At 63.3% G+C, this 13,783-nt stretch carries 4 protein-coding genes; all 4 read right to left on the bottom strand.

What is annotated here, in order from left to right; all coding sequences use genetic code 11:
- Positions 1 to 557 precede the first annotated feature (557 nt).
- A complete protein-coding gene (locus H1B27_RS28065; RefSeq protein WP_197968315.1) occupies positions 558 to 2,558 on the bottom strand; it encodes an ABC transporter ATP-binding protein in 2,001 nt (666 codons plus the stop codon).
- Between the two features lie 131 nt (positions 2,559 to 2,689).
- Entirely contained in the window at positions 2,690 to 4,744 is a 2,055-nt protein-coding gene (locus H1B27_RS28070) for an FAD-dependent oxidoreductase (protein WP_197968316.1), read from the bottom strand.
- Between the two features lie 193 nt (positions 4,745 to 4,937).
- A complete protein-coding gene (gene rpoC / locus H1B27_RS28075; RefSeq protein WP_061876886.1) occupies positions 4,938 to 9,134 on the bottom strand; it encodes a DNA-directed RNA polymerase subunit beta' in 4,197 nt (1,398 codons plus the stop codon).
- A 128-nt stretch (positions 9,135 to 9,262) separates the two neighbouring features.
- Entirely contained in the window at positions 9,263 to 13,387 is a 4,125-nt protein-coding gene (gene rpoB, locus H1B27_RS28080) for a DNA-directed RNA polymerase subunit beta (protein WP_061876887.1), read from the bottom strand.
- Between the last annotated feature and the right edge of the window lie 396 nt (positions 13,388 to 13,783).

The raw sequence follows: 13,783 nt of genomic DNA on the forward strand, positions 1-13,783 counted from the left end.
GGCATTGCCTAGCTATGATCGACAGCGTTTGAGCGGCATTCGTCGAGGTTGGTGCCCGCCTTGAGCGATCCCTCGTGGAACTGGTCCTTTGGGATCAACGGGTGGCCCGTTCCGACGCTGGCGATGCTCACCGCCTGTCGTTAAGTGAGGCGCTTTCTATAGGCGAGAATCGGTCCAGTCAAGGCGAAACGACAGTCAGAAAGCGCTTCCTGCGCCTGCAGAAATAGCTTCTTCGGTGCCCTCGCCACGCCAGCCCGTTCGTTGAACGAAAGGCCCGCTCCGTCAACTCCGACGACATTATGCCCGGATTAAATATACTTTTATTACCAAACCGAAGCTCTTTTCCCGGCTTATGAACGAATCCGCCTTCTGCGGCGGAGATCCAGGGCAATCGCCTGCCGTGACACCCGGTCGCGCCAGCGATCTCCGGGCAGCGTGGATCGATCGGCGGGAGTTGCTGCGGCCAACCTAAGGAAACCAAGAATCAGCGGCTCCGCTCCGGCCGAACGATTTGCATCCGGGAATCACCGAGCCGGAGCCGCGGTGCCCGGCCACGGTCACTCCTCTTCGTCTTCGTCTTCGTCGTCGTCGTCGTTTCTGTCGTCGTGAGCCGGCGCGCCATGCGGCTGGTGGATCTGGTCGTTCCACAGCTTGCGATAGGTGCCGTTCTTGGCGAGCAATTCGGCATGGGAGCCGCGCTCGATCGCCCTGCCCCCTGAAATCACGATGATCTCGTCCATCTCGACCACCGAGGTCAGACGGTGAGTCGACCAGATCATGGTGCGGCCCTTGGCGATCTTGAGCAGCGTGCGGTTGATCGCGGCCTCCGTGGTCTGGTCGAGCGCCGAGGTGGCTTCGTCCAGCAGCAGTACGGACGGATTGCGGATGATTGCGCGTGCGATTGCGATGCGCTGGCGCTGGCCGCCAGACAGCGTGTCCCCGCGCTCGCCGACCGGCGTGTCGTATCGCTGCGGCAGGCTCATGATGTAGCGGTGGATCTCGGCCTTCTTGGCGGCGTCCTCCACCTCCGCGTCGGTCGCCCCCTCCTTGCCGAGCCGGATGTTCTCGCGGATCGACATGTTGAACAGCATGTTCTCCTGGAACACCACCGCCATGCTCCGGCGCAGCGAATCCAGCGTCACCTTGCGAACGTCGACGCCGTCGATGGTGACGCGGCCTTCGTCTGGCACGTAGAGCCGCAGGATCAGGTTGAGCAGCGTGCTCTTGCCGGAGCCGCTCGGACCGACGATCGCGATGCGCTTGCCGGCATTGAGCTTGAGGCTGAGATTGTCCAGCACCGGCGTCTGACTGCCCTCGTACCGGAAGGTGACGTGATCGAAAGTGATGTCGTTGGTGATACGCGGCAGATCGGGCGCGCCGGGACGATCGGCGCTCCGGGTCGGCTCATCGAGCAGTTCCTGGATGTGGCGGATCGCGGCGGCCGACGAGATCGACACCGGGATGAAATGCATCACATGAGCGATGTTGTAGGAAACCTCCCAGAACGCGCTCTCGAAGGTGACGAAGGTGCCGATGGTGATCTGGCCCTTGGTCGCGAGATACGCGCCGATCGCGAGCACCACGAGGTGCAGGAGGAGCACCGAGATGGTGACCGTCCGCTCCACCATGGTCGAGAGGAACGCGGCCGAGGCGATCTTGTTTCGGGTCTCGTCGTTGCGCAAGGCGAAGAAGCCGAACATCTTGCGTTGCAGGCTGAACGCCTTGATCACAGCCTGGGCGGCCACGTTTTCCTGCACCATGCCGAGCAGCGCCGACTCGTTGAGCTTCTGCTCGTAGTTGGCCTGCACCGCCTTGGACGTCAGGATCCGCGGGCCGATCAGCGTGATCGGAAACACCAGCAGCGCGACGACGGCGAGCTGCCAGTTCAGGAACAGCATCAGGATGATGCCGGCCACCAGTTCCAGGAACGGCAGCGCGGCACTGTTGGCAAAGGTCTTGACCGAGCCTTCGAAGGCCGAGAGGTCGACCGAGAAGCGCGACAGGATCTCGCCGCGCCTGGTGCGGCCGAAATAAGCCGCCGGCAGGTCCTGGACGTGCTCGAACAGGCGCTTGCGGACGTCGGAGATGATGCAGGCGGCGAGCCGCGCATCCCAGCGCTCGTACCAGACGGCAACGATCGAGGTGAAGATGCCGGCGACCGCAAGCACGCCCAGGATCTTGTACAGCGCCTGGAAATCCTCCTCGCCGAGCGCTTCGTCGATCAGGAACTTGAGACTTAGCGGCATGATGACGTTGAACAGCGTCTCCACGAAGACGCCGAACGCCACGAATGACAGCATCCGCTTGTAGTTCGTCAGATAGGGCCTGACGAACCCGACGATGGTCGCGAGCGCGCCGGCGGCTTCGCTTGCGGTGAAGACGACGAGATCCTCGTCCTCATCGTCCTCGTCGCGCTCCAGCTCGTCGTCCCCCTCGTCTTCACCGTCCTCGTCGTCTTCGAGGTCCGGCTTGACAGCGGAGGCGAGCTTGTCGTCGAGCTCGGCCGCCTCTTCCGCGGCGAGCTTCTGTTTGTCGGGCGAGGGAGGCTTAGACGCCATGAAACCAACCGATGCTGACGGCCGGCATGACCGCAGAGAATGCAGGAATAGCGGCAACCGCTATTGCACCGATTCTATGCGATCAGGATGAATTCGGCAAAACAATTGGCCAATCGAGCCGCGTCCCGCGGCTAGTCCTCGTCCTCGACCCTGTCGAAGAAGGAATAACGCAAACTGTCGGCGTCGGCGTACCACTGCCCCGGCCCCTTGTTGGCGGCGAGCGTCGCCTCCCAGAGCGCATCAGTGCAATCCTTGCGGTGCATCGACAGGTCGAAGCCATTGCCGAAGAACAGTTCGGACCACTCCCACCAGGTGCCGAGCTTCTTAACTCCGCGCAGCAGGTCGTAGCGGTCGATCAGCGCCGGCGCCATGTCCGAGGTGATCGAGCCGAACACGAGGCCGGTCTTGACGACGCGGTTGAGCTCGCGGATCGCACGGGCCACCTGCTTCGGGGAAACGTGGCAGAGGCTGGTCTCGAACACGAAGTCGAACGTGCCGTCCTTGAACGGCATGTCGGTGATCGAGCCGAGCTTGTTGTACTTCTTCAGCGCTTTCGGCGTCTTGGCGTGGATGGCGCGGTTGTTCTCGATTCCCCACGCATCGATGCCGCGATCGCGCAACGCGCCGACCAGTTCGCCGCTGGCGGCCCCCGCGACCAGCAGCTTGGCGCCCGTTGCCTTGCCCCAGACGATCCCGATCAGCCTGCTGAGGTAATCGGGGTCGGTGAAGTGCTGCCACGCCTCGTGGTAGGGACCGAGGCCGCGATAATTCTCGAAATAGTCGCGGTCGATCTTGTCCGACAGCGGCTTGTCGTCTTGTGCGCGCTCGCGGCGCAGGCGCATCATCTCGGTCAGGATGATGTCGGTCGCCGCATCCGAAGAATCGAGCAGGCCATTCAGCGTCGAGTCGAACAGATAGTCGCCGACAACCACGATGCCGGGATGCTCCTTCGGCTCGGGCCGGTGGTTGGTCATCACGTCGCGCACGGGCAGACCGCCGGGAATCGCGTTCACCGACGACAGCCAGCGGTGGATCTTGCCTTCCATGAAATGCGAACGCGCATCGCCGAGAGAAGCCGGCAGCGATTTCAGGGCGGCATCGATCAGTTCCTGGTCCGACAGATTGGCGAAAGCCAGCGCGTCGGAGCCCGGAATGAGCCAGTTCAGAACGCCATGCTTGCCGACGTCGTGGCGTGCGCCCTCGTTGTAGACGCAGCAGCCGCCGAAAGCCTCCGACATGAACCAGGCGCCCGGAATCTTCTCGCCCCAGAACGGCTCGTCGAACAGGATCGAGACGCGCAGATAGTGCGCGGGGCGATCGAAATAGGCGACGTGCTTGACCATCGACTTGCGCAGCTGCTCGCCCTCCCAGCTGAGGGTGGCGAGCCAGGAATGCGGCAGGCAGACCAGGACGAGATCGAAGTCGCGAGTCTCCGGTCCCTTGCCGTTCATCATCTTGAGCTGATAGCGGCCGGTCGGCGCCTTGCCGACGGTGAGCACGCGGTGATTGAGCTGGATGTCGGCATTGACCTCCGACTGCAGGCATTCGATCAGCTGCTCGTTGCCGTTCTGGATGGAATAGAGGCCGATATAGCCCTCGACGTCCATCAGATAGTTCTTGAGCGCGTTGAGACCGTTGGTGCTGTGGCTCTCGGTCGCGATGTCGGAGCGCGCCATCACCTTGAAGAAGCGCTTTGCCGTCTCGTCCTCGACCTCCTCGTCGAGCACCTGCTCGGCGGTCTTGTAGGCCCAGGGATTCTCGTTGTCGTGCGCGCCGACACCCTCGTAATATTCGACCGGCGACAACATCTCGGTGCAGCGCTCGCGGAATGCCTCGATCGCGGCCGCGGTCTTGGCACCGTATTTGCGGCGCATGCCGGGCACGTCATTGAGGAGCTCGCCGCCGAAATGGACCTGCTCGGCGTCCATCGGAATGGTCTGGAGGCCGAAATGCTGGATCAGCTCGCGCAGCGGGTCCGGCCCCGTCATCGAGTAGTCGTAGATTTCGGCAACGCCGGCCTCGTACATCGCGGGCGCCGAATCGAATTTGCGCGTGACGATCTTGCCGCCCAGCCGGTCGGAGGCCTCGTAGATGGTGACGCGGCAGAGATCGCCGAGCTTACGCTTCAGATACCAGGCGCTCATCAGCCCGCCGGGGCCGCCGCCTACGATTGCGAGATCAAGCATGTGAGTTCCGTGGTCCTCCGGCGCTCCCCCCATCACGGGACCACCGGTCTAAGCTCTCCTAGCAGAAGCGCTTTTACGGCTGAAGGAAAGATGAACAAAGGCTGATCCTGCATCCCAGCAAGCAAAGAAAGCAGCAAAAAGGCCGGCAAAAGCCGGCCTTTTCATTGTCCTCGGTATTCCTACGGATGAACCATCATTCCGCAGGCGGCAGCGCCGGAAGCTCGGCTTCCGGTGCCGGCGACACGACGGCCGCCTGCTTCTCGCGCTCGTCCAGGATCAGCTTGTCGCGCTTCATGGCGACTTCGCGGATCTTGGCCATGGAGGCGCCGGTGCCCGCCGGGATCAGCCGGCCGACGATGACGTTCTCCTTGAGGCCTTCGAGCGGATCGATCTTGCCGTTGACCGCCGCCTCGGTGAGGACGCGTGTGGTCTCCTGGAACGATGCCGCCGAGAAGAAGGATCGGGTCTGGAGGCTCGCCTTGGTGATGCCGAGCAGAACCGGCGTTCCCGTGGCGGGCTTCTTGCCCTCTTCCTTGGCCTTCTCGTTCAGCGCGTCGAACTCGATCTTGTCGACCTGCTCGCCGGAGATCATGTCCGTATCGCCCTGATCGGTGATTTCCACCTTCTGGAGCATCTGACGGACAATCACCTCGATGTGCTTGTCGTTGATGAGCACGCCCTGCAGCCGGTAGACCTCCTGGATCTCGTTGACCAGATAGGCCGCGAGTTCCTCGATGCCCTTCACCGCAAGGATGTCGTGCGGTGCCGGATTGCCCTCCACGATGAAGTCGCCCTTTTCGACGACGTCGCCGTCCTGAAGGTGGATGTGCTTGCCCTTCGGGATCAGGTACTCGCGCGGCTCGTCGGTCTTGTCCATCGGCTCGATCGAGATGCGACGCTTGTTCTTGTAGTCGCGCCCGAACCGGATGGTGCCCGCGATTTCGGCGATGATCGCCGCATCCTTCGGACGCCGAGCCTCGAACAGTTCCGCCACCCGCGGCAGACCGCCGGTGATGTCACGCGTCTTGGCGCTTTCGGTCGAGACACGGGCGAGGATGTCGCCCGGCTGTACCTTGGCTCCGATGTCGACCGACAGAATGGCATCGACCGACAGCATGTAGCGGGCATCGCCGCCACGGGCGAGTTTGAGCACCTTGCCGTCCTTGCCCTTCACCACGATGGCCGGACGCAGGTCCGCGCCGCCGCGCGTCGAGCGCCAGTCGATGACCACGCGCTTGGCGATACCGGTGGCTTCGTCGAGCGTTTCCGAGATCGACTGCCCCTCGACCAGATCCTCGAAGCCGATGGTTCCTTCGACTTCGGTGAGCAGCGGACGGGTGTAGGGATCCCACTCGACGATGCGCTGGCCGCGCTTGACCATGTCGCCTTCGTCGACGTGCAGGCGCGAACCGTACTGGATACGGTGCGTCGCACGCTCGGTGCCGTCGGCATCGACGATCGCGACAACCATGTTGCGCACCATCGCGATCAGGTGACCTTCGCTGTTGCGGGCGATGGCCTTGTTCCGGATCACGATCTTGCCGTCGAAATTGGCTTCGACGAACGACTGCTCGTTGAGCTGCGCCGCACCACCGATGTGGAAGGTGCGCATGGTGAGCTGGGTGCCCGGCTCGCCGATCGACTGCGCCGCGATGACGCCGACCGCTTCGCCGTGGTTGACCGGCGTGCCACGGGCGAGGTCGCGGCCGTAGCACTTGCCGCAGATGCCGTTGACAAGCTCGCAGGTCAGCGCCGAGCGGATCTTCACCTCCTGCACGCCACCCTGCTGAATGGCCTCCAGATGGCTCTCTTCCATCAGCGTATCGCGCTTGATGATCACCTTGCCCGAGCTGTCACGCACGTCTTCGCAGGCCGTGCGTCCGAGGATGCGCGAGCCGAGCGAAGCGACCACGGTGCCGGCATCGACGATGGCGCGCATTTTGATGCCGAGCTTGGTGCCGCAGTCGCTCTGCGTGATGATGCAGTCCTGCGCCACGTCGACGAGACGACGCGTCAGGTAGCCGGAGTTCGCGGTCTTCAACGCGGTGTCCGCGAGGCCCTTGCGGGCGCCGTGGGTCGAGTTGAAGTACTCGAGCACCGAGAGGCCTTCCTTGAAGTTCGAGATGATCGGCGTCTCGATGATCTCGCCTGACGGCTTGGCCATCAGGCCGCGCATGCCGGCGAGCTGGCGCATCTGGGCCGGCGAACCGCGGGCACCGGAGTGGGCCATCATGTAGATCGAGTTGATGTCGGCGTCGGCTCCGCTCGCCGTCTTCTTGGTGGCGGAAATCTCCTTCATCATCGCCTTGGCGATTTCTTCCGTGGCCTTCGACCAGGCGTCGACGACCTTGTTGTACTTCTCGCCATGCGTGATCAGACCGTCGTTGTACTGCTGCTCGAAATCCTTCGCCAGCGTACGGGTGGTGTCGACGATCTTCCACTTCCCGTGCGGCACGACCATGTCGTCCTTGCCGAAGGAGATGCCGGCCTTGAACGCGTTGTAGAAGCCGAGCGCCATGATGCGGTCGCAGAAGATCACCGTCTCCTTCTGTCCGCAGTGACGGTAGACCTGGTCGATGACGCCGGAGATCTCACGCTTGGTCATCAGCTTGTTGATGATCTCGTACGAGATCCGCGGGTTCTTCGGCAGCAAATTGCCGAGCATGACGCGGCCCGCGGTGGTCTCGATCCAGCGCCTGGAGACCTTGCCGGTCTCGTCCATGCCTTCCCACCGGTACTTGATCTTGGTGTGGAGGTGGATGACCTTCGCGTGCAGCGCGTGCTCGAGCTCGGCCATGTCGCCGAACACCTTGCCCTCGCCGGGCAGGCCTTCGCGCATGATCGAGACGTAGTACAGACCGAGCACGATGTCCTGCGACGGCACGATGATCGGCTGGCCGTTCGCCGGATGCAGGATGTTGTTGGTCGACATCATCAGGACGCGCGCTTCCAGCTGCGCTTCGAGCGACAGCGGAACGTGCACGGCCATCTGGTCGCCGTCGAAGTCGGCGTTGAACGCGGAGCAGACCAGCGGGTGGAGCTGGATCGCCTTGCCCTCGATCAGCACGGGCTCGAACGCCTGGATGCCGAGGCGATGCAGCGTCGGCGCGCGGTTGAGCAGCACCGGATGCTCGCGGATCACCTCGTCCAGGATGTCCCAGACCTCGGGACGCTCCTTCTCGACCAGCTTCTTGGCCTGCTTCACGGTCGTGGACAGGCCCTTGGCGTCAAGCCGCGAGTAGATGAACGGCTTGAACAGCTCGAGCGCCATCTTCTTCGGCAGGCCGCACTGGTGCAGGCGCAGCTCGGGACCGACCACGATCACCGAACGACCCGAATAGTCGACGCGCTTGCCGAGCAGGTTCTGACGGAAGCGACCCTGCTTGCCCTTGAGCATGTCGGCGAGCGACTTCAGCGGGCGCTTGTTGGCGCCCGTGATGACGCGGCCGCGGCGGCCGTTGTCGAACAGCGCGTCGACCGCTTCCTGAAGCATGCGCTTCTCGTTGCGGATGATGATGTCGGGCGCGCGCAGCTCCATCAGCCGCTTCAAGCGATTGTTGCGGTTGATGACGCGGCGGTAGAGGTCGTTGAGGTCCGAGGTCGCGAAGCGGCCGCCGTCGAGCGGCACCAGCGGACGCAGGTCCGGCGGGATCACCGGCACCACGGTCATGATCATCCATTCCGGCTTGTTGCCGGAGTGGCGGAACGCTTCCACGATCTTCAGGCGCTTGGCGAGCTTCTTGTGCTTGATGTCGGAGTCGGTCTCCTGCATCTCGACACGCAGGGACGCCTCGAGCTTCTCGAGATCCATGCCCTTGAGCAGCTCGCGGATCGCTTCGGCGCCGATCATGGCGGTGAAGGAATCCTGGCCGTACTCGTCCTGCGCCTTCAGATACTCGTCTTCCGACAGCAGCTGACGGTCCTTGAGCGCGGTGAGGCCCGGCTCCAGCACGACGTAATATTCGAAGTAGAGGATCCGCTCGAGATCCTTCAGCGTCATGTCGAGCAGGAGGCCGATGCGCGAGGGCAGCGACTTCAGGAACCAGATGTGGGCGACGGGAGCTGCGAGCTCGATATGGCCCATGCGCTCGCGCCGGACGCGCGAAAGCGTGACCTCGACCGAGCACTTCTCGCAGATGATGCCCTTGTACTTCATGCGCTTGTACTTGCCGCACAAGCACTCGTAGTCCTTGATCGGCCCGAAGATGCGGGCGCAGAACAGGCCGTCGCGCTCGGGCTTGAAGGTGCGGTAGTTGATGGTCTCCGGCTTCTTGATCTCGCCGTAGGACCAGGACAGAATCTTCTCTGGGGACGCGATCGAGATCCGGATCTGGTCGAAGACCTGAGCCGGCGTCGTCGGATTGAAGAGATTCATAATTTCTTGGTTCATCGTCTTCTCCTCGCGTGCCGGTCGCCTCCGGCCGCAAATTCGAAAATCATTCAACGAGGCGCCCTGCCCTCAAGGCCTCGGGAAGGGCGCCGATGCCCGGCCGCGAAGGCCGGGCATGAAAGGTCGAATTACTCGGCCGCTTCCGACGTCGGCGCCGGTCCCATCTTGGAGTTGTGCAGGTCGACGTTGAGGCCGAGCGAGCGCATTTCCTTGACCAGCACGTTGAACGATTCCGGAATACCGGCCTCGAACGTGTCGTCGCCGCGCACGATCGCCTCGTACACCTTGGTACGGCCGGCGACGTCGTCCGACTTCACCGTCAGCATCTCCTGGAGCGTGTACGCCGCGCCGTAAGCCTCGAGCGCCCACACCTCCATTTCGCCGAAGCGCTGGCCGCCGAACTGCGCCTTGCCGCCCAGCGGCTGCTGGGTGACGAGCGAGTACGGACCGATCGAACGCGCATGGATCTTGTCGTCGACCAGATGGTGCAGCTTGAGCATGTAGATGTAGCCCACCGTCACCTTGCGATCGAACGGATCGCCGGTGCGGCCGTCATAGACGGTCGACTGACCCGACGCGTCGAGACCGGCAAGCTTCAGCATCTCCTCGATGTCGGTCTCCTTGGCACCGTCGAACACCGGCGTCGCGATCGGCACGCCGCGGCTGAGGTTATGGCCGAGTTCAAGCAGCTCGTTGTCGTTGAGCGACTTGATCGTCTCGTCCTCGCCGTAGACCTTCTTCAAGGTTTCCTTCAGCGGCTTGATGTCCTGCTTCGACAGGTACGCATCGACCGTCTGGCCGATACGCTTGCCGAGACCGGCACAGGCCCAGCCGAGATGGGTCTCGAGGATCTGTCCGACGTTCATGCGCGAAGGCACGCCGAGCGGATTGAGCACGATGTCGGCATGCGTGCCGTCTTCGAGGAACGGCATGTCCTCGATCGGCACGATCTTCGACACCACGCCCTTGTTGCCGTGGCGGCCGGCCATCTTGTCGCCGGGCTGGATCTTGCGCTTCACCGCGACGAAGACCTTGACCATCTTCATCACGCCGGGCGGCAATTCGTCGCCGCGCTGAAGCTTCTCGACCTTGTCGAGGAAGCGCTGTTCCAGCCCCTTCTTGGACTCGTCGTACTGCTTCCGCATGGCCTCGATTTCGGCCATCAGCTTGTCGTTGGGCGAAGCGAAGAGCCACCACTGCGACTTCGGGTACTCCTCGAGCACCGCACGGGTGATCTTGGTGTCCTTCTTGAAGCCCTTCGGACCCGCAATGCCCTGCCGCCCCTCGAGGAGCTCGGCAAGACGGTTGTAGACGTTGCGGTCCAGGATCGCCTGCTCATCGTCGCGGTCCTTGGCCAGGCGCTCGATCTCTTCCCGCTCGATCGCCAGCGCACGCTCGTCCTTGTCGACGCCGTGACGGTTGAACACGCGCACTTCGACGATCGTGCCCTGCACGCCCGGGGGGACGCGCAGCGAGGTGTCGCGGACGTCGGAGGCCTTCTCGCCGAAGATGGCGCGCAGGAGCTTCTCTTCCGGCGTCATCGGGCTTTCGCCCTTCGGCGTGATCTTGCCGACCAGAATGTCACCGGCCCGCACTTCCGCGCCGATGTAGACGATACCGGCTTCGTCGAGGTTCTTCAGCGCTTCCTCCGAGACGTTCGGAATGTCGCGGGTGATTTCCTCAGGTCCGAGCTTGGTGTCGCGGGCCATCACCTCGAATTCCTCGATGTGGATCGAGGTGAAGACGTCTTCCTTCACGATCCGCTCCGACAGCAGGATCGAGTCTTCGAAGTTGTAGCCGTTCCAGGGCATGAACGCGACCAGCACGTTGCGGCCGAGCGCGAGTTCGCCGAGATCGGTCGACGGACCGTCAGCGATGATGTCGCCCTTCTTGACGATGTCGCCGACCTTCACCAGCGGACGCTGGTTGATGCAGGTCGACTGGTTCGAGCGCTGGTACTTCATGAGACGGTAGATATCGACGCCCGACTTGGTCGGATCGAGATCTTCCGTCGCGCGGATGACGACGCGGGTGGCGTCGATCTGGTCGATCACGCCCGAACGGCGCGCCGCGATCGCGGCGCCCGAGTCACGGGCAACCACGCCCTCCATGCCGGTGCCGACGAACGGCGCCTCGGCGCGAACCAGCGGCACCGCCTGGCGCTGCATGTTCGAGCCCATCAGCGCGCGGTTGGCGTCGTCGTTCTCGAGGAACGGGATCAGCGCCGCGGCGACCGAAACGAGCTGCTTCGGCGACACGTCCATGTAGTCGACCTTGTCGGGCGTCATCGGCACGACGTCGCGGGTCCCGCTCGAGCGGCAGACCACGAGGTCTTCGGTGAAGCGGCCCTTGGCGTCGACCGGCACGTTGGCCTGGGCCACCGAATAGCGCCCTTCTTCCATCGCCGACAGGTACACCACCTCGTCGGTGACGCGGCCATCCTTGACCTTGCGGTACGGCGTCTCGACGAAGCCGTACTTGTTCACGCGCGCGAAGGTCGCGAGCGAGTTGATCAGGCCGATGTTCGGACCTTCCGGCGTCTCGATCGGGCAGATGCGGCCGTAATGCGTCGGATGCACGTCGCGCACCTCGAAGCCGGCGCGCTCGCGGGTCAGACCGCCCGGTCCGAGCGCCGACAGGCGGCGCTTGTGGGTGATCTCCGACAGCGGGTTGGTCTGGTCCATGAACTGCGAGAGCTGCGAGGAGCCGAAGAACTCGCGCACGGCGGCGGCCGCCGGCTTGGCGTTGATCAGGTCCTGCGGCATGACCGTGTCGATATCGACCGAGGACATGCGCTCCTTGATCGCGCGCTCCATGCGCAGGAGGCCGATGCGATACTGGTTCTCCATGAGCTCGCCGACCGAGCGCACACGGCGGTTGCCGAGATGGTCGATGTCGTCGATCTCGCCCTTGCCGTCGCGCAGATCCACCAGCGTCTTGATGACGGAGAGGATGTCCTCCTTGCGCAGCGTGCGCTGGGTGTCGGGCGCATCGAGGTCGAGGCGCATGTTCATCTTGACGCGACCGACCGCGGAGAGGTCGTAGCGTTCGGCGTCGAAGAACAGCGACTGGAACATGGCCTGCGCCGATTCCAGCGTCGGCGGCTCGCCCGGACGCATCACGCGGTAGATGTCGAACAGCGCATCCTCACGCGTCATGTTCTTGTCGGCCGACAGCGTATTACGGATGTAGGGGCCGACATTGACGTGGTCGATGTCGAGCAGCGGCAGCTCCTTGTAGCCCTGCTCGTTGAGCGCCTTCATCAGCTTGTCGGTGATTTCCTCACCGGCCTCGGCGTGGATCTCACCGGTCTTCGGGTTGACGAGATCCTCGGCGACGTAGTTGCCGACCAGCTCCTCGTCGGCCATGCGCAGCGCCTTCAGCCCCTTCTCCTGGAGCTGGCGGGCGGCGCGGACGGTGAGCTTCTTGCCGGCCTCGAGCACGACCTTGCCGGTATCGGCGTCGATCAGGTCGTTGACGGTCGAGTAGCCGCGGAAACGGTTGGCGTCGAACGGAACGCGCCAGCCTTCCTTGGTCCGCTTGTAGAGAATCTTCTTGTAGAACGTGGACAGGATCGCCTCGCCGTCGAGGCCGAGGGCGAACATCAGCGACGTCACCGGAATCTTGCGGCGACGGTCGATACGCGCATAGACGATGTCCTTGGCGTCGAACTCGATGTCGAGCCAGGAGCCGCGATACGGAATGACGCGGGCAGCGAACAGCAGCTTGCCCGAGGAATGGGTCTTGCCCTTGTCGTGGTCGAAGAACACGCCGGGCGACCGGTGCATCTGCGAGACGATGACGCGCTCGGTGCCGTTGACGATGAAGGTGCCGTTCATCGTCATGAGCGGGATGTCGCCCATGTAGACGTCCTGCTCCTTGATGTCCTTCACCGACTTCGCGCCGGTTTCCTCGTCGATATCGAACACGATGAGGCGCAGCGTCACCTTGAGGGGCGCAGCGAAGGTCATGCCGCGCTGGCGGCACTCGTCGACGTCGTATTTGGGCTGCTCGAACTCGTAGCGGACGAATTCCAGCATCGAGGTGCCCGAAAAGTCGGAGATCGGAAACACCGAGCGGAACACCGCCTGCAGACCCTCGTCGAGACGGCCGCCCGTGGGCTCGTCGACCATCAGGAACTGGTCATAGGACGCCTTCTGAACCTCGATGAGGTTCGGCATCTCGGCGACTTCCTTGATGTGTCCGAAGAACTTGCGAACACGTTTGCGACCGGTGAATGTCTGCTGCGCCATCGTGGCCTCTCATTTTCGTCGCCCGCTCTGGGCGCGCCGTCCGGAACGCGGCTGCCACCGCTCTCCGGGTTGAATTTTCGAACCCGCCTTGGGGGCCAGAGACGCAGCTTCAGGCTTGAATGTCCTGAATCTGTTCTTCAGACCTTCAAAACGCAAAACGACGCGCGGGGCGCAAGAGCGCACCCGCCCGTCACAACGATCGTCTTCACGGACTGCAAAAGCCCGAAATAGCCTGCTCTCCCAACGGCTTACAGGGAAATCCGGCATCCCCGCCCACCGCGCTTTCGTGCTGCCGACCCGATATGGGGCGACAATAGTGCAGATTCGAGAGGTAAACCCTCAAATCCCCACACTTTTTCGTGTTCGGCCTGCGTCGGGACGTTCCGTCGCACGCCT

This window comes from Bradyrhizobium diversitatis (genome assembly GCF_016031635.1).
Lineage (GTDB): Bacteria > Pseudomonadota > Alphaproteobacteria > Rhizobiales > Xanthobacteraceae > Bradyrhizobium > Bradyrhizobium diversitatis.

Bases quoted from the DNA above. Each gene is read 5' to 3' on its own strand.
- H1B27_RS28065 (WP_197968315.1), bottom strand. From the start codon at position 2,558: ATGGCGTCTAAGCCTCCCTCGCCCGACAAACAGAAGCTCGCCGCGGAA.
- H1B27_RS28070 (WP_197968316.1), bottom strand. From the start codon at position 4,744: ATGCTTGATCTCGCAATCGTAGGCGGCGGCCCCGGCGGGCTGATGAGC.
- rpoC (WP_061876886.1), bottom strand. From the start codon at position 9,134: ATGAACCAAGAAATTATGAATCTCTTCAATCCGACGACGCCGGCTCAG.
- rpoB (WP_061876887.1), bottom strand. From the start codon at position 13,387: ATGGCGCAGCAGACATTCACCGGTCGCAAACGTGTTCGCAAGTTCTTC.